Origin of the sequence: Paenibacillus rhizophilus (assembly GCF_003854965.1) — a bacterium.
In the GTDB taxonomy this organism is placed as follows: domain Bacteria; phylum Bacillota; class Bacilli; order Paenibacillales; family Paenibacillaceae; genus Paenibacillus_AQ; species Paenibacillus_AQ rhizophilus.
Map to the genome: position 1 here is coordinate 133,848 of NZ_RQPI01000007.1, position 23,295 is coordinate 157,142.

A 23,295-nucleotide genomic window follows, 5' to 3' on the forward strand; every position below is an offset into this window, starting at 1 on the left:
TGAAAGTCTGCATTAAGCAGGGAGAGAAACGGTAGACAAGCGTTCTTTCCGCGATTGTGTCAGTCTGCAAGAACAGTTCGAAGGCCGCGAACCGGATTAAAGCTTATCTCCCTCCCAGCACCTGAAGCAGACGTTGATTGAACAGCTCCAGTTCATCATAGAAAATGGCATGCCCGCTATGTTCAAAGGTCAGCAGCTGCGAGCCCCGGATGCCCTGATGCATCAGCCGGGCCAAATCGTAGGGACAAATCTGATCGAGAACGCCGTGAAAAATTACGGTGGGCACCTGAATCAAGGGGAGATCGGGGCGCAGATCTTCGTTCCGCAGCATCAGTACGCCGCCGGCGGTTCCGTGGTTGGAAGGAGATAAATTGAGAGACTGGAACCACTGGCGAAAGGCCGGTGAAACCGGCTTGGCAAAAAAATTTTCTCCAAAGGAGGCGACCGTCTGCGGACGGTCGGTATACACGCCCGCGAGCAGCTGATCGATGGCCGATACGGGCATCCCGTACGGATAGTCCACTCCCCGGGCAAACTTGGGAGCCGCCGCCGACAGAAGCAGCAGCTGCGACAGACGGCAGCCCCGGTGCCGGGCCGCATAGTGCAGGACGACGGCCCCGCCCATGGAGAAGCCGATCAGCCGCACACCCGTAAGGCGCAGGGTATCGAGCACTACCCGGATATCATCGGCCATCCGGTCATACGTGTACCCCTCCCAGGGGTTGTCGGATTGGCCGTAGCCACGCAGATCGATTGAAATGCAGCGGTAGCCGTATTTGGGAAGATGCGTCACCTGGTATTCGAACATTTGGTGGTTCAGCGGCCAGCCGTGCACCAGGACAACCGGCGTGCCGCTGCCGATATCCTCCACGAACAGCTTGACGCCCGGTTCCGTTTCAATATAGTACTGCACAGAGTCATCCCGCCTTCCTGTATCGTTAACTATTCGATGTATACGCGAGGCTTCAGGGTGCTATGATCAAAAAGGAATGAGCCGGAAGGGTTGACTTTAATTGGAGTTATATTCAGTGCGGCGGGACACCCTGTCGGCGGGGCTTCTGCTCTGGTAAGCGGCGGAGTTCCGATCATTTCATGTCAGCCCATTCCCTTTGAGGCAAACGTTCATACTCTAACAGCAAATTGAATAAGTGGAGATGAACGCTTGTGTCCCCTGCCTTTGAAGGACCCGCCATAGATGTGCTGATTCCGGCTATTGAGAAGGATCTGGCTACTTTGCCGCATGTGGTTGACGCTGTGAGGAAGCATGTCAGGCATCCGATTCGCAGCATTTTGATCGTCGCCCCCCGCAAGGATCGGATTATGGATTTTTGCCGTAGGAAAGCTTGTACCTTCGTCGATGAAAATACGGTGCTGCCCATCACCAAAAAGGATATTCACTACCGGTCGGGCACCTGGGAGCGCTCGGGCTGGCTGTTTCAGCAACTGCTGAAGCTGGGGGGCGACAAGCTGTGCACGGCGGATTATTTTTTGGTCATCGATGCCGATACGGTCCTGATTGCGCCGCACCGGTTCCGCTCAAGCGGAAAGACGGTGTTTTACTGCCGGAACTGGAGCCAGCCGGAATATTTCACGACTTACCGGAAGCTGATGGGTCGCAAGGCGGCCCGCCCTTCCTCGTTCGTGACGCATTATATGCTGTTTGAGCGCCGCCGGCTCTCCCGCATGAAGCGGGAAATCGAAGCCATGCATGGTATTCCGTGGTATAAGGCTATTATGCGCAGCATGAACCGCACCCGGCAGTTTGCTTTTTCCGAATTTGAAACCTACGCCAATTATTTGTACTCCGCGGACCGCGGCGGAATGATTCTAAAGAAAGCTCGCAACAAGAGCTTGAACATGAGCGCCTCGCAGATTTCCGAACCGGCTATCCAAAAGTACGCCCGCACTTACCGGTCGCTCTCTTTTCATAAACGGAAAGGGTATATTCGGTCGCCGAAGCAATGACGACAGAACCGTAAAAAGATTCCGCCCGCACTGGACCGCCGCCGGCAGCCTCCCCTCGCCATTAGACAAGCGCAGCCAAGCGTTTTATAGTAATGGATATAGGCGAATGATGGGAGTAGAGAACAGTGGTCAAAGCAACGATCGGGGACGTGGCGGCAAGGGCCGGCGTGTCCAAAAGCACCGTATCCCAATATTTGAACAAACGGTATCAGCATATGGGGACCGAGACGCGCGCCAAGATCGAAGCGGCGATCGAGGCGCTTGATTACCAGCCGAATGTGCTCGCCCGGGGGCTGAAGCAGAAGCGGACGTCGACGGTCGGCGTTATCGTAGCCAATATTATGCATCGGCTGTCCACCGAAATATGCAGGGGCATCGAGGATTACTGCCAGGAGCAGGATATCAACGTTATTCTGTGCAACAGCGACGAAGACGGGGAGAAGGAGAAGAAATACGCCGAAATGCTTCAGGCCAAGCAGGTGGACGGCATCATTTTGCTTCCTACCGGGAAGAACGGTTCCCTCTATAAAAAGCTTGCCAAGCACGGATACCCTATCCTGTTCATGGACCGGAAGGTGGAAAGCGTCAAGGCCGACACGATTGTCGTCAATAACCGCGAGTCGGTCTATGAGGCGGTGTCGCATCTGAAGGAGCGGGGACACCGGAGAATCGCGCTCGCTACGGCGCCGCTGACGATCAGCACCCGGACGGAGCGGACGGAAGGATTCCGGCAAGCGATGAGCGACCACGGACTGGAGTGCGGCAGCCGGTATGTGATCAATGCGGAAATATCCAGCCTGAACAGAAAGTTCCGTGAGCTGTTTGACGGCCCGGAGCCGCCGACGGCGCTGATCGCGGGCAACGACCTTGTGCTGCTGGAGGCGCTTGCCTTTGTGAAGGAGCGGAATCTCCGGGTTCCGGAGGATCTGGCGCTGGTCGCCTTCGACAACATTCCTTTTGCCCACCTGCTTACGCCGACGCTTACCACCATCAACCAGCCTTCGCTGGAAATGGGACGCAAGGCGGCCGAGCGGATCATCAGCCGCATCCGTTCGGAAGAAGACCTGGCGCCGGAAGAGTACGTCTTCAAGTGCGAGCTGGCGGTGCGGCAGTCGTCGGAGATGGAGCGGCAGTGACATTTTGTGAATAAGGAAACGCCTTTTTCGCTGCGGAGAAGGCGTTTTTCACATAACCTTGCTGTATTTAACGATGTAATAATAACGGATGCTATAAGAAAATACATAGAAGGCCACAACGGCAAGCGTGAGCCAGAGGGGCGAATCCGCAAGGACCAACACAAAGGGAAGGATCATCATGGCACGGAGCGTAATATCAAAAGCCTTGGCTTTCGACAAGTTATTGATGGAGGCGCTTCGTTCATCCCCCGCTTCAATGTCCTGTTGTTTCTTGAGCGACGGGCGCTTGGCATAATAGCGGATCATGATCAAGTTGGCGATGCCCATGCCGCTTAGGCCTGCGCCCAGTCCCAGGCAGACGCCGGAGACGTTCCTGGTCATCTCTCCTCCTGCCAATAAAGCCATAGCCAACAGCAGAATCCCCGTTGCGAGTACCCCGACATTTCGCTTGGCAGAGCCTTTGTTCACAAGTCATTCCTCCTCAAAGATAAAAATCTCTTCAATGGACAGTTTGAAATAGCGGGCGATCTTAAACGCCAAAATAATGGAGGGATTGTAGCGGCCATTCTCCAGCGAGCCTATCGTCTGTCTGGAAACCGCCAAAGCCTCGGCCAATTCCTCCTGCTTGATTCCATGCTGCTTTCGGATTTCCTCCAGACGGTTCTTCAACCTCACACCTCTATTCAGTGGAAAGTAAGCTTTACATATCCAATATAACATCCGAGGCACCAGATGTAAAGCTAACTTTCCATCAAAAGCCTTCCTTGTCTGGAATTCCGCCAGTGTTCCGCTGGTCGCCCAAGGAAATAAAAAAATGACAACGCTTAAAAGAAAGGGCTTGCAAAGAACGGAAGGCTGGATTATACTTTGGTCATAGCATGGTAAACCGATTTACGGAACCGATTTACGGAACCGATTTACGAACAGCGTTATCCGACGATTAGCCGCAGCACCATTCGATATCGGTCAGCAAATTACATGAAGGAGGACGTTATGATGAATGCGGTTTTTGTTCCAACTTCTGTTTTTGGAAACGCTTGCGTCGCGCAGCAGCACTTGGCAGAGCCGATACGCGCCGGAGGTGCGGACGGCATCGAAATCAGACGCGAGCTGTTTCCACCCGGGGACCTTCCGCTTACCGAGTGCCGTGAGGCGAACCTGCGCAGAGGACTGCGCTGCGTGTACTCCGTTCCGATGGAGCTGTGGAATCAGGAGGGGATCCTGAACGAAGAACTGCTGTCCCACATTCTTGCAGAGGCGGCGGTCCTGAAGCCCGAAATGCTGAAAGTGTCGCTGGGCCGCTATGCGGGGATTCCGGGGTTAGCCTCGGAGGAAGAGCTGATACTTGCCGAACGGGACCGGCTCAGCCAGCTTGACCGGCTGCTTCGGAAATACCGGGAAATGTCGGGGCCGCTGACGCTGCTGATCGAGAACGATCAAACGTTTTACGGAGGCAGAGCGGATAATTTGAAAGCGTTTTTCCAGGCGGTGAAGCGGTGTGGGCTTGACGGTGTGAAGATGACGTTCGATACGGGCAACTGGATCTACTGCGAGGAGGACCCCCTGGCGGCTGCGGCTGCTTTTGCTCCTTATGTCGCCTATATTCACTTCAAGCATGTCGTCCGTTCGGGTGGCATGTGGATCACTTTGCCTCTTCCGGGAGAAGAGGATGCCCTTTGGCGAAAGCTGCTGGGGCTGCTGCCGGGAGATGTGCCGCGGGCGATCGAGTTTACGCTTCCGGGAGCCGAATACCTTGAAGGATATATCGGAATGCTTCGGAACAGCGGTTCCGGGAACAATTGGTCAGTAACAGGAGAGGGGATAGCGTAATGAGCTTAAAGGATGTAGTCACTTTCGGAGAAGCCATGGTGATGTTCGTTGCCGATAAACCCGGTGCTTTGAAGGACATCGACAAGTTCAGCCGCCGTCTGGCCGGAGCGGAAGTGAATACGGCGGTCGGTTTCGCCCGGCTGGGACTTTCGGCGGGTTGGGTCAGCAGATTGGGCGACGATGTTTTTGGGGAATATATCCGCGAATACTTGGCCGGGGAAAATATCGATATTTCCGGCGTAACGAACGACTCCCGGTATCCAACCGGCTTTCAACTGAAGTCGAAGGTGCTGGAAGGCGATCCGCAGGTGCAGTATTTCCGTAAAAATTCGGCGGCAAGGACACTTTCGGGCGAGGACGTGGACGCCGGTTACTTCACCGGCTTTCGCCATCTGCACATGACCGGCATCCCTCCGGCGCTGACGAAGGAGACCCGCGAGTTCGCTTATGCGGCACTGGGCGCCATGAAGGCCGCGGGACGCAGCATTTCCTTCGATCCTAATTTGCGGCCTTCGCTGTGGTCCTCCCGTGAAGAGATGGTATCGGTCATCAACGACCTGGCCTGCCGAGCCGACTGGGTGCTGCCGGGAGTGGAGGAGGGCGAAATTTTGACCGGTTCCAGGGACCCGCGCGCAATCGCCGAATTTTATCTGAACAAGGGTGTGTCGCTCGTTGTCGTCAAGCTGGGGCCGGAGGGCGCGTACTTCCGTACGCAGACAGACGAAGGAACGGTACAGGGCTTCAAGGTGGAAAAGGTCGTGGACACGGTAGGCGCCGGAGACGGCTTTGCCGTCGGACTCGTCAGCGGTATGCTGGAAGGGCTTACGGTTTCACAGGCGGTCCAGCGGGGGAATGCGATTGGCGCGCTGGCGGTACAGTCGGAGGGCGATCATGACGGCTATCCGGCAAAGTCCGAACTTGAAACTTATCTCCAATATCAACTTACGGGAGTGAAATAATGATGAATAACAAGAAAAGCGGCGGCTTTGTCCCCGCGCGCTGGCTGCGGCTCATGCCCATCGTATTTATTACGTACAGTCTGGCATACCTCGACCGGGCGAACTACAGCTTTGGCGCGGCGGCCGGAATGGCCAAGGATTTGCAGATTACGGCCTCGATGTCTTCGCTGCTGGGCGCGCTCTTTTTCCTCGGCTATTTCTTCTTTCAGGTACCGGGCGCGCATTACGCCGAGAACAAGAGCGCCAAGAAGCTCGTCTTCTGGTCCCTTATTCTGTGGGGCTTGCTGGCTGCGGCCACCGGCGTTGTCCATAACGTCCATTTCCTGATCGTCATCCGGTTCTGTCTCGGCGTTGTCGAGAGTGCGGTTATGCCGGCGATGCTGGTCTTCCTAAGCCACTGGTTTACGAAAAAAGAGCGCTCGCGCGCCAACACGTTCCTGATCCTCGGCAATCCCGTAACCGTGCTGTGGATGTCGATCATATCCGGTTATCTCGTATCCGCCGTCGGCTGGAGATGGATGTTCATTATCGAAGGGCTGCCGCCGGTTATCTGGGCATTCTTCTGGTGGAAGCTGGTGAGCGACAAGCCTTCCGAAGCGAAATGGCTGAACGATGATGAGAAGATTGCGCTGGAAAATGCCATGCATGAAGAACAAAAAGGACTCAAGCCTGTGAAAAACTACGGCGAAGCGTTCAAATCGCCGCTTGTTATCAAGCTCTGCCTGCAGTATTTCTTCTGGAGTATCGGCGTGTACGGTTTCGTGATGTGGCTGCCCTCCATTATCAAGGCGGCTCCCGACATGAATATGGTAACGACCGGCTGGCTGACCTCCGTTCCTTACGTGCTGGCAGTCATCGGCATGCTGACGGCTTCCTATTTCTCCGACAAGACGCTGAAGCGTAAAGCCTTCGTGTGGCCGTTCCTGCTGGTCGGTGCCATTGCCTTCTACGCCTCGTATTTACTGGGCGCGGATCACTTCTGGATTTCCTTTATCCTGCTCGTGATCGCCGGCGGAGCGATGTACACTCCTTATGGACCGTTCTTCGCCATCATGCCGGAAATTCTGCCCCGCAATGTGGCAGGCGGCGCGATAGCGCTGGTCAACAGTATGGGCGCGCTCGGTTCTTTTGCCGGATCGTATATCGTCGGCTACCTGAACGGATCCACCGGCGGCTTCGGCGCTTCCTACATCTTCATGGCCGGTTCGCTGCTGCTGTCGGCGATTCTGACGATGACGGTTGGCAAATCCCGCAATGCGTCCGAGCAGCAGCCTGAACCGAAGCTGGGGGTGTCCGCGCGGTGAAGATCCAGCTGGCGCTAGACCGAATGAGCATAGAGGAAGCGGCAAATATGGTCCGGCTTACGGAGTCCTATATCGACTGGATCGAAGTGGGCACCTCGCTGATCAAAGAATTCGGCATGGTATCCGTGGAAGCGCTGAAGCGTGAATTTCCGCATAAAATTATAGTTGCGGACATGAAAACCTTCGATAACGCCAAATACGAATTCGAGCTGTGCTTCAAGGCGGGGGCGGATGTGGCGACCGTAATGGGCGCGGCCCCGCCGGTTACCGTAGGGTTGTGCATGGAGACGGCTCGGCGGATGGAGAAGCAGGTCATGATCGACCTGCTTCATACTTCGCCGGAGCAGCAGCGGGAGCTGGCGCTGTATCAAGGAGCGATCCACTGCCTGCATGTCAGCAAGGACCAGCAGGAAGGCGGCGGACTCCGGCTGGAAGGTGCTGGCGCCGCGGATGCCAGGCATGGAAGCAATCCCGGGACGCATGGCGCTGCGGGAGGCCCAAGCGGGAGCCGCGCAGAAGCGGACGGCAGTCCCGGGGCCAAAGGTACGGCAGGCCTAAGGTTTGCCGCCGCGGGCGGTATTACGCTGGAGTCGCTGCCGGATCTGCTGGCGCTGAAGCCGGAGGTCATTATCGTCGGCTCGGCGATTACGAAAGCGCCCGATCCGGCGCAGGCGGCCCGCCGCTTTAAGGAGCGTATTCGCGAGTATATCGGAGAAGGTCGGCAGAGCGGCAGTTCAAGCTGAAAAATTTAATATAAAATGAAACTAGGGAACGTATCCGGGACAAGAAGCAGATTCAGCCTATTCATAAGCAGATAAGGAGTGACCGCCAAGATGAGCAAGCTGAAGGAAATCCTTTCGGAAGCCAGGGAAGTGCTGGAACGTGTGGATGAAGCGGCTGTAACGGAAACGGCCGGCCTGCTGGCCGGAGGGAAGAGAATATTTGTTGTCGGCGAGGGGCGGTCGGGCCTTGTGGCCAAATCTTTCGCCATGCGGATGATGCATTTGGGCGCAACCGTGTACGTCATCGGCGAGACGATTACTCCGTCCATTTCGCGGGACGATATCCTGGTGGCCGTATCCGGATCGGGAACGACGCACGGCGTCGTGTGGACGGCGCAGAAGGCGCGGCAACTGGGCGCCTTCGTGATCGCCCTGACGACGGATGACGGCTCGCCGCTGGGCACATCCGCATCCCGGCTCCTGACCATTCCCGCGGCGACCAAGCACCGCCGCGAGGGAGAACGCCGAAGCGTCCAGCCGCTCGGCTCCCTGTTCGACCAGTGCGTTCATCTCGTGCTGGACAGCGTCTGCCTGAGCTATGCGGAGCTGAAGGGCGTCGATAATGCCGCCGCATACAAGCTGCACAGCAATGTAGAATAGAAGGAAGCTCCGCCCGCAGATACAGATTTCAAGCAGTCCCCGGCGCCACTTGCGCCGGGGGACTGCTTTTTTGATTCGGACTGGACGAATCGGAGTTTCTGTTCATTTCCGAAACGGGGATTATTCATGGTACAATATTTTTAAAAATACAAGAAGTATAAGCTGTGCGCTTATTCAGGGCCTTTATATTTCGACGGGAAACGGATGCTCTCCTCCGGAGAGGACGGCGCAGCCGTTTCTTCTTGAAAATATAAGGATTTATAAGTTTCACGCTAATAAATGGCCTTATATTACTACGAGAAACGTACTTGCGTCCTTCAAGGACGCCGTTAGGCGTTTCTTCTTGTGTGCAGGCTTTTCGACAGAATGTGGGGGGCATAATAAGATGAAATCCAGATATTTGGCTACAATCTCACTTGCGGTTATGGCGTGCGGATTCCTGCTGACGCTGTTTCTGCCGGACAATTTGGCAGTGGAACTGCTCAGGGGCGGATTCGAGGCGGGGCTCGTCGGCGGAATCGCCGACTGGTTCGCGGTTACGGCGCTGTTCCGCCATCCGCTGGGAATTCCTATCCCGCATACGTCTCTGCTGCTGAAGAATCGGGACAAGATCGTGGGGTCCCTGATTTCGGCAATGGAGAACGAGCTGCTGAACAAGCAGAGCATCGAGAACAAGCTGCGCGGAATCCGGCTCATCTCGCTGGGCTCCTCGATGCTTACCAGGATCTTCAGCCGCAAGAAGAACAGAACGGAAATTCTGGAGCGCCTGGGTATCCTGGTAAGCCGGATTCCGGCGGAGAAGGTGCTGCCGCATCTTCAATCGGCGCTCGCCGGTTATGTCCGGAACGCCGATTTGAAAGAGGCTGCCGATACGGTCGTCACGAGACTGCTGCATGACGGGAAGGACAAGGACGCTCTCGATTACGGGCTGGGACAGGCCGCCGTCTGGATCGGCCGGGCCGAGACGAAGACCATGCTCGGGCAGCTCGCATCCTCCAAGCTTGCCGAGGTTAAACTGGGCGGATTTAAGGGAATGGCCTTTCAGGCCTTTGCCGGCTTTGTGGACGATGAGATGCTGGGCGAGCTGCTGCAGAACATGCTTCTGTCGGCCATCCGTGATATTCAGGATGAGGACAGCGTCTACCGCGAGGAGATCATCCGGGAGATCCGGGTTGCCCTCTTCCAGCTCGTCAATGACGAAGAGCGGATGAAATCCCTGGCGGACTGGGCCGTGGCCGAACTGGAAGGGGAGGCGGCGGGAGCCTTTCTGCTGGCCCGTCTGGAGGACATGCGCGGCAAGGCGCTCGGGCTGCTGGAACAGGACCGCATCCGCGGCGGGCGGAAGCTGTTCGCCGCCTACGCGCTGCTTGCCCGCCGGATCGCCGGGGAGAAGGAATGGATCTCGGAATGGGAGGACAAGATCCGGCTCTCGCTTCTCGCGTTCGCGGAAGCCAACCATTACCGGATCGGTGTACTGGTGAAGGAGAACCTCGACAAAATGGAGGATGCCACCCTGGTCGCCATGCTGGAGGAGAAGGTCGGGAAGGATTTGCAGTGGATTCGCGTCAACGGGGCGGTGTGCGGCTTCGCCGTCGGCCTGGTGCTCACCGCGATCCAATGGCTCTCTTTGGGATAATGAAACGCGGGCGCGCAAAGGGCGAGGCTGCCGGAGCTTTTGCAAGCATCCGGGGCCTCGCCCTTTCTTTTTAAAATATAAGAAGTTATAAGCTAAGCGCTTATAACTTCTTATATTTCTACGAGAAACGCACCTGCGTCTTTAAAAGACGCCGTCAGGCGTTTCTTCTTGAGCCTGTCTCTTTATAGAAAATGAAGAATGCACAGCCGACGCCGCTTGCTCCGGACTACAGTTCTTTTTTGCCGGTACTAATTGTATACGCTTCCAGCACAGGAAGGACGAAAATTTTGCCGTCCCCGAAAGAGCCTTTTTCGCCGGTTCTGGCCGTCCGCTTCACAATGTCGACGACTTCTTCCTTGTCGTCCTCATTGATGACCATCATCAGCATTTTTTTCGAAATCTGGTCGTAGTGAATATCGCCCACTTGAATCCCTTTTTGTTTGCCGCGTCCCAATATATCCATTTTACTGATGGACGGGAAGCCGGCGAGCAGCAGTTCCTCCATCACTTGATCTACTTTTTGCGGTCTTACGATAATTTTGAGCATCAACATAATAATCCACCCTCTCTATATCATTGAAAAGAATATGCAGGGTGTTGCCGACTTAGGCGCTGTGATGATTATTTCGGAATGGCAACGCTTACAAATACATTATACAACGGATAAAGATACATCAAAGTGAATAATGTCATTGCATAACATTTAATTTTTTTCCTGATGCGTACAGAGCCAGGAATACAGCAATTCCAGCCGATCGGCCGTCCGCCCCCAGTCAAACGCTTGGATTGCGTCCCGCCGCCCCTGCATCCCAATGGAGAAGGCCCGCTCCGGACTCCGGGCAAGCGCCAGCATCCTCCGGGCGAAAGAGGCGCTTTCCCGGTACCGGTCCACAAGGTAGCCGTTGCGTCCCGATAATATAATTTCGCGGATGCCGCCGTTATTCGAGGCGATGACCGGCAGGCCGGAGGCCATAGCTTCCACATTGACCAGCCCGAATGATTCATGCCGCTGCGAGGGGCATACCAGGCAGTCGGCGATTTGATAGATCCGGTGAATATCCTCGTGGGGAATGCCGCCTATAAAAGAAACGGACAGGCGCAAGCGCCGCGCGAGCTTCTTAAGGCTGCGCACATAACCGGGTTTTCCCGTTCCGGCGATGACGAGATGGACAGGCAGGCGTCTTCCCAGGATGGCCGCCGCCCGCAGCAGGACGGGTAAGCCTTTGCGGGGAATGATCCGCCCGACGAACAGGACTGTAAAGCGCCGGGGCAGACCGTATTCCAGGCGGAGCTGCCGCCGCTCGGCCTCCGGAAGCGGCGTGAACCGGGACAAATCGGCGCCCAGCGGCACCACTGCAAGCGGCAGGCGAACGCCGGGAAAGCGGCCCGCCAGTCTGTCGCCCAGCGACAGGCTGTTGACCGCGATGAGATCGGCCAGGCCGAGGCTTCCGGCAACCTTTGGATTGCCGGGAACAAAGGTCAGGGAGTGCAGGAACAACACGACCGGAATGTGGGGGACGGCGCGCTTCACGGCGGCCATCAGATGCGGACGGTTGTCAACCTGAATCAGCTCGTACGGTTCCTCCTTGACGGTCTTTAATGTTTCGTCAAGATACAGGCGGGGAGTATCCGCGGGCAGGCGGATCAGCCTGACTCCTTCAAGCGCCTCCCGCCCCGGCAGTCCGGGCGCTTCCCGGCTGATTACAGTGACGTTATGCCGGCGGGCAAGCTGCCTGGCTGTCGCCCAGATGCAGATTTCCACGGAGCCGCTGCCCGGAAGCGGAAACCGGCCCGGCGCGATCATGCAGATGTTCATCGTTAGGCTTCTCTCCTTCGTCCCGGCGGCTTCTGTCCTGCAAGGACGCTTCTCACTCAGCCGTTTCTTCATCTTCCTTGTACTATATGCTCATGCCTTGCCGGGAGACACATTTCTTTGCCGGAAAGCGGCGTCTATCCAATGCGAAAGCTTTTACCCATGCATAGCTTACCTTGTATCGACAACAAGCTTCTAAAGCTTCTACAGAAGATTAGCGAACGGGAGTGTGGCAGTAAGGATGAAGGCAAAATCCACGTTGACCAGCAAATGGATTAAGACGAAGGTGCTGCTCCGCAGTCCGGAGATTTCGGCGCTGATTCCGGAGACGGCAAGACTGACCCGGGAAAACGCCAAAAGAATGTTGGACAAATACGCAATGGTGTATATCAAGCCGGAGGTGGGGACATACGGAAACGGCGTAATACGGGCAGAGCGGCGATGGGAGGAGCGGGGAACTGTTTATTGGTACCAAAGCGGGACAAAGAAAAGAACGTTTAGTACCTTTGAAGCATTTTATACCTCGCTTAAATCGATGACCCGGGGACGCAGCTACCTGATTCAAAAAGGAATCGACCTGCTGAAAGCCAAGGGGCGGCGCTTTGACATCCGCGTCATGGTCCAGCTCAGTCCGCGCGGAATCTGGGAGACGACGGGGCTGATCGGCAGAGTGGCTGGGGAGGGAAAGATTGTTACCAACTACCATGCCGGCGGCAAGCCGACGGCGGTGGAGAAGCTTCTCGCTCCGCATATGGACGGTGCGCATCAGGCTGCGACAATCAAACGTCTGAAGAAACTCGGCAAAGATATCGGGCAGTTGTATAAGAAAAATTACCCGGGGTTCAAGCAGCTTGGCGTCGATGTCGGCCTCGACCGTTCCCTGACGCCTTGGATCATTGAGGTCAACACCAATCCCGATCCGTTCATTTTTAATCAGCTTTCCGACAAATCGATGTACCGCAAGGTTATGGCCTACCGCAGGGCACAGAAAACCGGGTCCAAGCACTAAACCAGCCCACCTTTTCTATGAAAAAATGACTAAAATTCATGAAAATGTTGCATTTTGCGTTTAGACCTGCACAATAAAGGGTAATTACAAAAAAATTGTGCAGACATGAAATGTCTGCAGCGCAGCGTAGACGCAGTCTGGAGAACAGCATTCTGGTATTCATTTTTTCGAAAAGGGGTGGGAGTTTGAGCAACTCTCTGAAGTTGTCGGTGGCCATTTGCACCCGGAACAGACATGAGGATATGCGAAAATGCCTGAAATCGATATTCGGGCAGCAGGGTATTTCCGGTTCGGCGATCGAAATACTAATTATTGACGACGGCGATACGGAAGAAGCATGGCTTGAAGAGGTCCGAAGGGAAATGCCTTCAAGCATGGAACTGGGTTACCACCGTAAAAAACGGGAGGAGGCGGGTCTGCTTAAATCGCGGATTTATGCGACTCACGCCTCCAAGTATGAGATCCTTCTTTTTCTCGATGATGATGTGGAGCTGGAACCGGACTATCTGGCCGTCCTTCTGCAGACATTTGACCGTTTTCCTGATGCCGTCGGCGTCGGGGGAGTAGACCAGAGCTTCTCCTGTTCCCTGAAAGGCAGGCTCCTCATGCTCGTAAGCGGCCGAAGCCGTCTCGCCCCCGGAAAGCTGTCCTACAGCGGATTTGCCTCGGCAATGAATTTGTGGAACCGGCAGAAGGAGATCTTCCGGACTGAATTTCTGCACGGATGCAACATGTGCTTCCGCAAGTCGGCGCTGCGCGATGTAGAGCCGGTAGAGTGGCTGAACGGCTACAGCCTCGGCGAAGACTTGTATCTGTCCTATATCGCCAGTCTGCATGGGCCGATGGTGGTCAATCCGGGACTCAAGCTGGTGCACTACGGATCGCCGGCCTCCAGAGACAAGGAAGAGCAGGTCGCCTATACCAAGGTGATGAACCACTACGAACTGTTGAAGCTCAGAACCGGGATAACGCCCTTCCGCTATGCCATGCTGCTGTGGACGGCCGGCTTTTTATATGCGGAAACCGCACTGAAGCGGCGGAAGGAAGCCAGCAGCGGCTATCTTCGAGGCATACGGGCGCTAAGAGGCGCGCAGGCCCGGAGCGAATCGCCGGGCGTCTGATGCGCGGCCCGTTCGCCGGAGCGGGCTGCGACCGCTGCCCGCCGTTTAGAGAACGCACAAAGCACCCGAATCATAGGCAGGAGCCTTGATTACGGGTGTTTCCGTTTACCGGTTTTACGACAGAAAGGAGTCTATTTTCATGGACTACTTGGCGGATGAAAGCCGTGTTTTTGACCACGCATTCATGAGGTCTCCTATCGGGATGGCGCTGCTGAAGCCCGGGGGAGGATGGTGGCTGAAGGTTAACACGGCGTTTTGCGGGATGCTTGGCTGTTCGGAGGAAGAACTGGAACAATACAATAAAGGCTTCCCGTCTTATGAAAAGGTCATCGCGCATCTTCCCGCACCGGACAGCGTCTATGAAACGGAGCGGCTCGCGGTGTGCAAGGGGGGAGGCCATATCCGGCTGTCACTACAATACATATGGGCCGAGCCCGGTCAGGCAGCTTCCTGTATTATCCTGTACGCCCGGGTTATTGGCGGTGGGATCATCGACGATCCATTCCCGCCGGGCGGCGATGCCCACCTTCCTTCCCAACGGCTTGGCACGATGCAGGTTATGACGGACCGGGCGGAAATGGAGCGGCAGCTGCGGGAAAGCGAGCAGCGGTATAACGGGCAGGCGATCGAGATCAATACGACCAACATCCCGATCATTATGGATGACGAAGTCGTCGGCGTCTACGGCATCTCCCGGGATATTACGGAACGGACGCGTTATGTCGAGCAGATTGAGAAGCTCGGCAATGAATACACGCTGATTTTGAATGCGGTTACCGAAGGGCTATTCGGTTTAGACCGCTATGGCAAGGTCACGTTTATCAATCCGGCGGGGGCATATATGCTCGATTTCGAGTACGACGATATATTGGGCCTCTCCTGCCGGGAGCTGATTCACCAGACTTCGCTTGACGGCATCGATTACCTGCCGGAGGAGGCTCCGCTGATGAAGGCCATTCACAGCGGCGTTTCTCATCAGGGCAAGGAGGCGGTACTGTGGCGGAGGGATGGGACAAGCTTCCTTGCCTCCTATCAAGTGACGCCGCTCTTTGATAAAGGAGAGTATGTAGGTGCGCTGGTGGTGTTCCGCGACATTACGGACGAGCGGGAGATTATCCGTGCCAAAGAATCCGCAGAAAAAGCCGATCAGGCCAAATCGGAGTTTCTGGCGGTCATGAGCCACGAGCTGCGCACCCCGATGAACGGCATTATGGGGATGACCGACCTGCTGGCACAGACGGAGCTGAATGAGGAGCAGAGGAGCTACACGGAGATCATTAGTCAGAGCAGCGGGGCTTTACTGTCCATCCTTAATGAAATTCTCGATTTCAGCAAAATTGAAGCCGGTAAAATGACGCTGGCGCATGATCCCTTTGCCTTGCGTGAGGTGCTGGAAAGCGTGACGGAGCTATTCTCAGCCAAAGCGAAGGAGAAGAACCTCGGCCTTATCTGGGAAATCGGCTCGGAAGTGCCGGATATCATTATAGGCGACGCCGCGAGATTGCGGCAGGTGCTCGTGAACCTTGTCAGCAACGCGGTCAAATTCACCGAGGGCGGAAAGGTTTCGATAGAAGTAAAAGCGGAATCCCGCCCTTCCCCGGGAATACCGGCGCTGAGCTTCCGCGTCAAGGACACGGGAATCGGCATTCCCGCCGAAAAGCAGCCGCTGCTGTTTCAGTCGTTTTCCCAACTCCATCCCGCCATTAACCGCAAATATGGAGGAACGGGACTGGGGCTTGCCATCTGCAAAAAGCTGATCGAGCTTATGGGCGGAGCGATCGGCGTGGAGAGCGCCCCGGGACAAGGCTCCGTTTTTTACTTTACTTTGCCAGAGGAAGCTTCGAATGAGGACGGCGAAACCGGAGAGACCGGGGCGGAAGAGGCGCTTCCGGCAAACCGGGACAACTTCGGCAGGGATGAACCGGCATTGCTGCCGAAATATGGACCGATGCATATTCTCATTGCCGAAGATCATCCTGTAAACCAAAAGCTGCTGCGTACGATCCTTCGCAAGAGAGGCTATGAGGCCGATGTGGCGGAAAATGGGGAAGAAGCGGTCAAGGCTGTGATAAATGGCCGGTACGATATTGTGTTCATGGACATCCACATGCCGGTAATGAGCGGCCTGACGGCGGCGGTACATATTCGGGATTTGCTTCCGGAGGAACAGCTGCCGTATATTGTGGCGGTGACAGCATACGCTAGGAGAGAAGACCGCGAGATATGCTTAGCCGCCTCAATAAAGGATTTCGTCAGCAAGCCGTTTCTTTCTTCAGAGATCGACAGGATTCTGCTCACGCGACGGGATGCGGTTTCGTTATGACCTTTGGAGGAACTGGAAAAAAGCTGGACCTGGAACCGTATACCCAATGGGCACCGGGGGTCCGGTCTTCAGCATCCGCCTGCGGGCCTGCAACAATGGCTGCGATGGCGGAATACTGGGGCCGGCATCTTGGGCAGTCCGCCATTATCGGCAGGGAACGTTTCGGCTCGAAAGCGGAGCATATCAATTATTTATACGGAAATTACGGCGGAAGACCTTGGGGTATGAGCGTCCGCGGTTTCGCGAAAGGACTCGAAGCGTATCTCCAATCGGCGCTCGGGGACGCTCCGGCGGTCCTGCTGCGAAGGTTCAATGATTTCGCTTTGTACAAGGCGGAAATTGACGCAGACCGGCCGGTGGCGATAAAGTTCGACAAATGGTTTTCCCTGCGCTGGATGGGGCGCTATGCATTCGATTATCACTGGACAGTGGGGATCGGCTATGAATTGACGGAGTTCGGTCCCCGGCTGATTTTACAGGATAACGGTGCCAGGCGCGCGGATGGAGGATATGCCGCAAGCCGGGAGCGCCGGATCGATTATGCCGGGAATCGGTCAGTGATTACGATGTTGGCGGTGGAACTGGTCCCGAAGGGGACCTGATTCAAGTTTTTGGAGGGCTCATGCGGCAAATGAAGAAGCACTAAGCATAGCCCTCGTTTTATTTGCAAATAAAATGATTGGCTTACAGAAAACGGGTGAAAATCGGTTTGACAGCAGATTGGACGCATTGTATAATCCCGGGGAATACTAGAAAAACTTCAAAAAACAATCGTTTGCGCTGCGCGGGGCCATGGCAGATTCCCGGGCAGTGAGAATGTAATAAAGGAGTCCTGATCGATTTGTCGGTACAAGGGGAAAGGGATGAGCCGATTTATTACGGCGATCCTGCGGTCACCGGCGGTGTCTCCGTCTTTGTCGACGGCTTTGACGATTTATTCAGTTACGAGGGAGACGATTTGGGGATGAGCTACACGCCGGAACGCTCCGCTTTCCGGCTATGGGCGCCTACCTCCCAGGAGGCGCAATTGGTGCTGTATGATTCCTGGCAAGGGGAAGCCTCTGGCGTAATGCCGATGACCCGCGATATCGGGGGAACTTGGATACTGACGGTAAAAGGCGATCTGGAGGGCAAATTCTATACGTACCGCGTATGGATCGAAGACCGGTGGAACGAAGCCATCGATCCTTATGCGAGGGCGGTGGGCGTCAACGGCGACCGCGGCGCCATCATCGATCTCCGCAAGACGGACCCGCTGCGCTGGACCGAGGACAAACCGCCGTTTGACGATCCCGTGGACGCCGTTATCTATGAGCTGCATCTGCGGGATTTGTCGGTTCATCCGGCAGGCGGCATCCGGCAGAAAGGCGGCTTTGCCGGCCTTGCCGAGAGCGGTACACGGGGACCGGCGGGGATTCTTACCGGGCTGGACCATATCGTGAGCCTTGGCGTCACGCATGTGCAGCTGCTGCCGGTTAGCGACTATGCCACCGAAAGCGTAGACGAAACGAAGCTGGGCGAGCCGCATTATAATTGGGGCTACGACCCGAAGAACTATAATGTTCCCGAAGGTTCCTACGCGACCGATCCCTTCATTCCGGGAGTCCGGATAAAGGAGTTCAAGCGTCTGGTTCAGACGCTGCATGACCGCGGCCTGCGGGTTATTATGGACGTTGTCTACAATCACGTCTACGACGGTTACCGCGCGCACTTCACGAAGCTTGTTCCGGGCTACTATCTGCGCTACAAGGCGGACGGGACACTGTCGAACGGCTCGGGCTGCGGCAACGACTGCGCCACCGAGCGCCAAATGATGTCCCGCTTTATTGCCGACTCCGTGCTGTACTGGGCCAAGGAGTATCATATTGACGGCTTCCGCTTCGATCTGATGGGCCTGATCGATACCGGCACGATGACGGAGATTCGGCGGCGGCTTGATGAACTTGATCCTTCGATCCTGACGATCGGGGAAGGCTGGGTTATGGATACGGAGCTTGCCCCGGAACGCCGGGCAAACCAGCATAACAGTTCTCTGCTGCCGAGGATCGGGCAATTCAACGACGGTTTTCGTGATGCGGTCAAGGGAAGCATCTTTCTGCATCACCGCAAAGGCTTCATCAGCGGCGGGGGCACTAACGAGAACGAAGTCATGGCGGGAGTCGCCGGCGGCATCTCCTACGGGCCGGGCATCGGGCAGTTCGCCCAGGAGCCGCAGCAGTGCGTCAATTTTGTCGAATGCCACGATAATCATACGCTGTGGGACAAATTGCTGCTGTCAACGGAAGGGGCTGGGGATGAGGAACGCCGCAGCATGCACCGGCTCGCTTCCGCCATGGTACTGACGAGCCAGGGTATCCCTTTACTGCATGCCGGCCAGGAGTTTATGCGGACGAAGAACGGTGTGGAGAACAGCTATAACAGCCCGGTGGAAATCAACCGGCTTGACTGGGAACGATGCGCCGAGCGCCAGGATGACGTTGCCTATATGAAGAGATTGATTGCCCTGCGCAAAGAACATCCGGCGTTTCGGCTGCGGAGCGCGGAGGCGATCCGGGCCAGCCTCGTCTTCGAGCGGGCTCCGGGCGGCACGGTGGCGTTTACGCTGCGGAATCATGCCGGAGGCGATTCGGCGAGCCACATTTACGTGCTCTATAAAGCGAATATTGGAGAAATCCCGCTGACGCTTCCGAAGCTGGGGGAATGGCAGCCGCTGCTGGGCGGGCAAGGGATCGTTCTGCTGAACAAAGAACAGCTTATTGTCCGTGGTATCGGAATGACGGTGCTGGCGGTGAAGTAAGGTTTTACCAAGGCGCCCCGGAAAGCGGGTTTCGAAAGAGCCTTCACATTATATATTCCCGCAAAAGTTGGCGTACAGCCGGTGAACGAGCCGGTTGTACGCTTTTTTGAGATTGAAGAAAAATGAGCGGCGCAGGTAATCGTTGCCTGTCTCTCCAACTTGATTTGCCGCCTTGACATAGAGTCAAATTGATTTAAATTTGAAATTTCTGTGATAATGGCAAAATGATCTTCTCGATTTCCCCAAAAGGTGACATTGCTCACGTTCGGATACGGAAAGCGGATGGTACTATGTAGTCACTTATTACTTCTAATTTTAAATGTGGCGGACAACCATACAGCCGGGGCAAGCGTCCGGGCGCGGCCTGCCGCTTCGCTGCTTTACAGCGTCATACGAATGGGCGCTCGGAAGGGACTGAAGTCCTTGTGTAAGCGGCATCTAGAATAAATCGCCGGCGAGTCCGGCGGAAATCAAAGACACGGAGGATGACAGGGATGGGCAAATCTACGGGATTTTTGGAATACCAGCGTGTAACGCCTTCGGAATGCGAAGCGCTTGAGCGGATCAAGAACTGGAACGAATTTTCGGTTCCTATGGAAGAGGAGAAGCTGCGCGAGCAGGCTGCGCGCTGCATGGACTGCGGAACGCCGTTTTGCCATGTGGGCCGGCTGCTGTCGGGGATGGCTTCCGGCTGTCCGCTGCATAATCTGATTCCGGAATGGAACGATATGGTATATAAAGGGAACTGGGAAGTAGCACTGAAACGGCTGCAGAAGAATAATAACTTCCCCGAATTCACAAGCCGGGTATGTCCTTCGCCTTGTGAAGGCGCTTGTACGGTGGGAATGAACAGCCAGCCCGTAACGATCCGTTCGATTGAGAAAGCGATCGTGGATAAAGGCTTCGAAGAAGGCTGGATCAAGCCGGAGCCCCCGCTTACCCGCACCGGCAAGAGCGTGGCCGTCGTCGGCTCCGGGCCTTCGGGACTGGCATGCGCGGCGCAGCTTAACAAAGCGGGCCACACGGTTACCGTATATGAACGGGCCGACCGGATCGGCGGACTGCTGACCTACGGCATCCCGAATATGAAGCTCGACAAGAAGAAAGTGCAGCGCCGGGTTGATCTGCTTGAGGCCGAAGGAATCACCTTCGTGACCGGCACGGAAATCGGCAAGGATATTTCGGCCGAGGAACTGAAAGTGAAGCACGATGCGGTTGTGTTGTGCGCCGGTTCGACCAAAGCCCGGGATCTTCAGGCTGAAGGACGGGAGCTGTCCGGAATTTACCAGGCGATGGAATTCCTGACGCTGAATACGAAGAGCCTGCTGGACTCGGAGCTTGCGGATGGAGAATACCTGTCTGCCGCCGGCAAAGACGTTGTCGTCATCGGCGGCGGCGATACCGGAACCGACTGCGTGGCAACCTCCCTTCGCCATGGCTGCAAGAGCGTGGTACAATTGGAGATCATGCCGCAAGCGCCGCTTACCCGCCAGCCGAACAACCCGTGGCCGGAATTTCCGAAGGTGCTTAAAGTGGATTACGGCCAGGTGGAAGCCAAGGCAGTGTATCAGGAAGATCCGCGGCGCTACCTTGTTTCGACAAAGCGTTTTGCCGGGGATGAGAACGGACATGTGAAGGAACTGCATACGGTACGGCTCGAATGGGTACGGAATGAAGAAGGCCGCATGGTGCCGAGAGAAGTGCCGGGCAGCGAAGAGGTTATCCCTGCGCAGCTCGTGCTGCTCGCGCTGGGCTTTACCGGACCGGAGGAGACGGTGGCCAGCCAGTTAGGTCTGGAGCTCGACGAGCGTTCCAACATCAAGGCGGAATACGGAGTTCACTCGACGAATGTGGAAGGCGTCTTTGCGGCCGGCGATATTCGCCGCGGACAGAGCCTTGTCGTATGGGCCATTAGCGAAGGCCGCCAGGCCGCCCGCGAAGTGGACCGGTATTTGATGGGCTCCTCGAATTTGCCTTAAGTTCGGCGAAGCGGCAAGCCGGAGCATGACGCGAACATAAGTGTAGAGCGGGGCGCCCTTCCCGGCGCCTCTTTGGACCATTATCTGCCCGGGTCCCGCAAAGTACCTGACGCAAGCTTTGAAGGAAGGCCTCACGACGCAAGCTTTGAAGGAAGGCCTCACTTTGTGAGGCTTTTTTCGCTGCCGGTATTGGCGGCAATCATATATATCGAGAACGGGAAGGGATGGGAAAAAGATGAAGCTGATGTTTATTTCCGATATTCACGGTTCGCTGCATTGGTTAAAGAGAGCGCTGGAGAAATACGCCGAGGAGAAGCCGGACGGCCTTGTTATTCTCGGAGACTTTATGTATCACGGTCCGCGCAATCCGCTGCCGGAGGGCTATGACCCGCAGGGTGTGGCGAAAGAGCTGAATGCGTACAAACGGCATATCACGGCCGTGCGGGGCAACTGCGACGCCGAGGTGGACCAGATGCTGCTCGATTTTCCGATGATGGGCGATTATACGCAAATTTGGTATGAAGGCAGACGCATCTACGTCACGCACGGACACGGCTTCAGCATCGAAAATCTGCCGGAGCTGAACGAAGGGGATATTTTTATTCAGGGGCATACTCATGTCCCCGTGGCTGACATCAAAGAAGGCATTTACGTGCTGAATCCCGGCTCCATCTCGCTCCCGAAAGAAAACAACCCCAATTCCTACGCCGTGCTGGAGGGCGGAGAGTTTACCGTCAAAAGCTTTACGGGAGAGAGTGTGAAGTCAATCCGGATTTCCTGATTCTTCATAAGAATACGCCCGCCGCAGCGGGTATGCACGACAAGCCGGGCGCATGCGTCCGGCTTGTCTGGCCTGAACGTTTGACTGTTGCCGGAAAATGCCGGATTTTCATCTCTCCGAAAGAATTGAGCCCGGGTTGATATTATTGTATTATGGGTAAGGAATGCAGAAGAAGCGCGTTCCTTAAACTAATGTAAAGCGGGCTAAAATGATGAATCCTAAAGATTTCAACTATAGCATGCCGCCTGAATGGGCGAAGCATGAGCGCACGTTTATTTCCTGGCCGGTTCAAGCGTCCATGTGTTTTCCGGATGATCATGAATCCGTATGCCGGGGATATGCGGATATTATCCGGGCAATCGCCGAATTCGAGCCGGTGACGGTTGTTGTGGATCCGGACGAGCAGGAGGCCGTCATGCGCCTCGTATTCGGTCCGGGCATCACGTTTCTGCCGATCGAACACAGCGACGCCTGGCTGCGGGACAACGGACCGACCTTTGTCATGAACGGCGACGGGCAGCTTGCCGGGGTTAACTGGAAATTTAACGCCTGGGGCGGTAAATATTCACCCTGGGATCTCGACGATAAGGTCGCTCCGCAAATCATCGAGAAAGTGAAGGTTACACGGTTCGATGCGCCGATCGTGATGGAAGGAGGCTCCTTTCATACCGATGGAGAGGGCACACTGATTACGACCGAGGAATGTCTACTGAATCCGAACCGCAATCCGGGCCTGGGCCGGGGAGATATTGAAGAGTATCTTCGCCAGTATACCGGGGCAGAGAAGATCATTTGGCTGAAGCGCGGACTCAGCGGCGACGAGACCGACGGGCATGTCGACAATATTGCCTGTTTCGCGTCTCCCGGCAAGGTTATCATTCAGGTGTGCGAGGACCCGCAGGACGAGAATTATGAGATTACCGCAGAGAATCTGCGTATTTTGGAGAGCGCAACAGACGCCAAGGGCCGGAAACTGGAGATCGTCACAATCCAGCAGCCGCCGCGCGCCGATCATGAGGGCAGCCGGCTGACGCTCAGCTACCTCAATTTCTATTTTGTCAACGGCGGGATTATCCTGCCCGTATTCGGCGCGCCTGAAACGGATGCGTTGGCCGAGCTGGCCCTGACGCGTCTTTTTCCGGACCGGAGAATCCGCACTGTTGACGGGATGGCGGTCATCCGCGAAGGCGGGAACGTCCACTGCACGACGCAGCAAATGCCGGCCAAGGCAAGTCAATAAGGCAACAAGGAGGACATAAG

21 protein-coding genes are annotated in these 23,295 nt (G+C 55.8%); 16 read left to right on the plus strand and 5 right to left on the minus strand.

Annotated elements, in window-relative coordinates; genetic code table 11:
• Positions 1 to 103: 103 nt before the first annotated feature.
• Positions 104 to 913, minus strand: a complete 810-nt coding sequence (locus EH198_RS14175; protein WP_124696179.1) for an alpha/beta fold hydrolase — start codon at positions 911 to 913, stop codon at positions 104 to 106.
• Between the two features lie 251 nt (positions 914 to 1,164).
• Between EH198_RS14175 and EH198_RS14180 the strand changes: the two genes are divergently transcribed.
• The gene (locus tag EH198_RS14180; RefSeq protein ID WP_124696180.1) at positions 1,165 to 1,965 is read left to right on the plus strand and encodes a DUF6492 family protein; all 801 of its coding nucleotides are present in this window, start codon (positions 1,165 to 1,167) and stop codon (positions 1,963 to 1,965) included.
• A 125-nt stretch (positions 1,966 to 2,090) separates the two neighbouring features.
• A complete protein-coding gene (locus EH198_RS14185; protein WP_124696181.1) occupies positions 2,091 to 3,101 on the plus strand; it encodes a LacI family DNA-binding transcriptional regulator in 1,011 nt (336 codons plus the stop codon).
• Positions 3,102 to 3,149: 48 nt separating this feature from the next.
• On the opposite strand, the gene EH198_RS14190 is transcribed toward EH198_RS14185, so the two are convergent.
• Both EH198_RS14190 and EH198_RS14195 read right to left on the minus strand, forming a co-directional pair.
• Positions 3,150 to 3,569 (minus strand): hypothetical protein, encoded by a 420-nt coding sequence (locus EH198_RS14190; RefSeq protein ID WP_124696182.1) that lies wholly within the window; start codon positions 3,567 to 3,569, stop codon positions 3,150 to 3,152.
• A gap of 3 nt (positions 3,570 to 3,572) precedes the next feature.
• Entirely contained in the window at positions 3,573 to 3,770 is a 198-nt protein-coding gene (locus EH198_RS14195) for a helix-turn-helix transcriptional regulator (protein WP_124696183.1), read from the minus strand.
• A gap of 309 nt (positions 3,771 to 4,079) precedes the next feature.
• On the opposite strand from EH198_RS14195, the gene EH198_RS24685 reads away from it, so the two are divergent.
• The 6 genes from EH198_RS24685 to EH198_RS14220 all read left to right on the plus strand — a co-directional run bounded on the left by EH198_RS24685 (position 4,080) and on the right by EH198_RS14220 (position 10,212).
• Entirely contained in the window at positions 4,080 to 4,931 is an 852-nt protein-coding gene (locus EH198_RS24685) for a sugar phosphate isomerase/epimerase family protein (RefSeq protein ID WP_185702891.1), read from the plus strand.
• On the plus strand, positions 4,931 to 5,890 hold the full coding sequence (locus tag EH198_RS24690; RefSeq protein ID WP_185702892.1) for a sugar kinase: 960 nt from the start codon (positions 4,931 to 4,933) through the stop codon (positions 5,888 to 5,890). Before EH198_RS24685 ends, EH198_RS24690 begins: the two co-directional genes overlap by 1 nt.
• Positions 5,891 to 5,892: 2 nt before the next feature.
• Positions 5,893 to 7,194, plus strand: coding sequence for an MFS transporter (locus tag EH198_RS14205; protein ID WP_124696184.1), 1,302 nt, complete (start codon positions 5,893 to 5,895; stop codon positions 7,192 to 7,194).
• The gene (locus EH198_RS14210; protein WP_124696185.1) at positions 7,191 to 7,937 is read left to right on the plus strand and encodes an orotidine 5'-phosphate decarboxylase / HUMPS family protein; all 747 of its coding nucleotides are present in this window, start codon (positions 7,191 to 7,193) and stop codon (positions 7,935 to 7,937) included. The genes EH198_RS14205 and EH198_RS14210 overlap by 4 nt, the downstream gene beginning before the upstream one ends.
• 90 nt (positions 7,938 to 8,027) lie before the next feature.
• Positions 8,028 to 8,576 (plus strand): 6-phospho-3-hexuloisomerase, encoded by a 549-nt coding sequence (gene hxlB, locus EH198_RS14215; protein ID WP_124696186.1) that lies wholly within the window; start codon positions 8,028 to 8,030, stop codon positions 8,574 to 8,576.
• Positions 8,577 to 8,961: 385 nt separating this feature from the next.
• On the plus strand, positions 8,962 to 10,212 hold the full coding sequence (locus tag EH198_RS14220) for a DUF445 domain-containing protein (protein WP_124696187.1): 1,251 nt from the start codon (positions 8,962 to 8,964) through the stop codon (positions 10,210 to 10,212).
• Between the two features lie 226 nt (positions 10,213 to 10,438).
• Here EH198_RS14220 and EH198_RS14225 read toward each other — a convergent pair whose 3' ends face one another.
• Together EH198_RS14225 and EH198_RS14230 are read right to left on the minus strand one after the other, a co-directional pair.
• Positions 10,439 to 10,765 carry a P-II family nitrogen regulator gene (locus EH198_RS14225; protein ID WP_124696188.1) on the minus strand — a complete coding sequence of 109 codons (327 nt, stop codon included), beginning with the start codon at positions 10,763 to 10,765 and terminating at the stop codon, positions 10,439 to 10,441.
• Positions 10,766 to 10,915: 150 nt separating this feature from the next.
• Positions 10,916 to 12,100 carry a glycosyltransferase family 4 protein gene (locus EH198_RS14230; protein ID WP_246014305.1) on the minus strand — a complete coding sequence of 395 codons (1,185 nt, stop codon included), beginning with the start codon at positions 12,098 to 12,100 and terminating at the stop codon, positions 10,916 to 10,918.
• 166 nt (positions 12,101 to 12,266) lie between these two features.
• On the opposite strand from EH198_RS14230, the gene EH198_RS14235 reads away from it, so the two are divergent.
• The 8 genes from EH198_RS14235 to EH198_RS14270 all read left to right on the plus strand — a co-directional run bounded on the left by EH198_RS14235 (position 12,267) and on the right by EH198_RS14270 (position 23,275).
• Positions 12,267 to 13,034 (plus strand): YheC/YheD family protein, encoded by a 768-nt coding sequence (locus EH198_RS14235; protein WP_124696190.1) that lies wholly within the window; start codon positions 12,267 to 12,269, stop codon positions 13,032 to 13,034.
• 185 nt (positions 13,035 to 13,219) lie between these two features.
• On the plus strand, positions 13,220 to 14,155 hold the full coding sequence (locus EH198_RS14240) for a glycosyltransferase family 2 protein (protein ID WP_185702893.1): 936 nt from the start codon (positions 13,220 to 13,222) through the stop codon (positions 14,153 to 14,155).
• A gap of 139 nt (positions 14,156 to 14,294) precedes the next feature.
• Positions 14,295 to 16,478, plus strand: a complete 2,184-nt coding sequence (locus EH198_RS14245; RefSeq protein ID WP_124696192.1) for a PAS domain-containing hybrid sensor histidine kinase/response regulator — start codon at positions 14,295 to 14,297, stop codon at positions 16,476 to 16,478.
• Complete coding sequence (locus tag EH198_RS14250) at positions 16,475 to 17,080, plus strand: C39 family peptidase (RefSeq protein WP_185702894.1); 606 nt, start codon at positions 16,475 to 16,477, stop codon at positions 17,078 to 17,080. Before EH198_RS14245 ends, EH198_RS14250 begins: the two co-directional genes overlap by 4 nt.
• Before the next feature lie 239 nt (positions 17,081 to 17,319).
• Positions 17,320 to 19,275, plus strand: coding sequence for a type I pullulanase (pulA, locus tag EH198_RS14255; RefSeq protein WP_124696194.1), 1,956 nt, complete (start codon positions 17,320 to 17,322; stop codon positions 19,273 to 19,275).
• Positions 19,276 to 19,769: 494 nt separating this feature from the next.
• Positions 19,770 to 21,254, plus strand: a complete 1,485-nt coding sequence (locus EH198_RS14260) for a glutamate synthase subunit beta (protein WP_124696195.1) — start codon at positions 19,770 to 19,772, stop codon at positions 21,252 to 21,254.
• 235 nt (positions 21,255 to 21,489) lie between these two features.
• Positions 21,490 to 22,035 (plus strand): phosphodiesterase, encoded by a 546-nt coding sequence (gene yfcE / locus EH198_RS14265; protein WP_124696196.1) that lies wholly within the window; start codon positions 21,490 to 21,492, stop codon positions 22,033 to 22,035.
• 211 nt (positions 22,036 to 22,246) lie between these two features.
• Positions 22,247 to 23,275 carry an agmatine deiminase family protein gene (locus tag EH198_RS14270; protein ID WP_124696197.1) on the plus strand — a complete coding sequence of 343 codons (1,029 nt, stop codon included), beginning with the start codon at positions 22,247 to 22,249 and terminating at the stop codon, positions 23,273 to 23,275.
• Positions 23,276 to 23,295: the final 20 nt, after the last annotated feature.

Coding starts and splice junctions, on each gene's coding strand:
- EH198_RS24685 (WP_185702891.1), top strand. CDS start 4,080: ATGAAGGAGGACGTTATGATGAATGCGGTTTTTGTTCCAACTTCTGTT.
- EH198_RS24690 (WP_185702892.1), top strand. CDS start 4,931: ATGAGCTTAAAGGATGTAGTCACTTTCGGAGAAGCCATGGTGATGTTC.
- EH198_RS14205 (WP_124696184.1), top strand. CDS start 5,893: ATGAATAACAAGAAAAGCGGCGGCTTTGTCCCCGCGCGCTGGCTGCGG.
- hxlB (WP_124696186.1), top strand. CDS start 8,028: ATGAGCAAGCTGAAGGAAATCCTTTCGGAAGCCAGGGAAGTGCTGGAA.
- EH198_RS14220 (WP_124696187.1), top strand. CDS start 8,962: ATGAAATCCAGATATTTGGCTACAATCTCACTTGCGGTTATGGCGTGC.
- EH198_RS14225 (WP_124696188.1), bottom strand. CDS start 10,765: ATGTTGATGCTCAAAATTATCGTAAGACCGCAAAAAGTAGATCAAGTG.
- EH198_RS14230 (WP_246014305.1), bottom strand. CDS start 12,100: ATGAAGAAACGGCTGAGTGAGAAGCGTCCTTGCAGGACAGAAGCCGCC.
- EH198_RS14235 (WP_124696190.1), top strand. CDS start 12,267: ATGAAGGCAAAATCCACGTTGACCAGCAAATGGATTAAGACGAAGGTG.
- EH198_RS14245 (WP_124696192.1), top strand. CDS start 14,295: ATGGACTACTTGGCGGATGAAAGCCGTGTTTTTGACCACGCATTCATG.
- EH198_RS14250 (WP_185702894.1), top strand. CDS start 16,475: ATGACCTTTGGAGGAACTGGAAAAAAGCTGGACCTGGAACCGTATACC.
- EH198_RS14260 (WP_124696195.1), top strand. CDS start 19,770: ATGGGCAAATCTACGGGATTTTTGGAATACCAGCGTGTAACGCCTTCG.
- yfcE (WP_124696196.1), top strand. CDS start 21,490: ATGAAGCTGATGTTTATTTCCGATATTCACGGTTCGCTGCATTGGTTA.
- EH198_RS14270 (WP_124696197.1), top strand. CDS start 22,247: ATGAATCCTAAAGATTTCAACTATAGCATGCCGCCTGAATGGGCGAAG.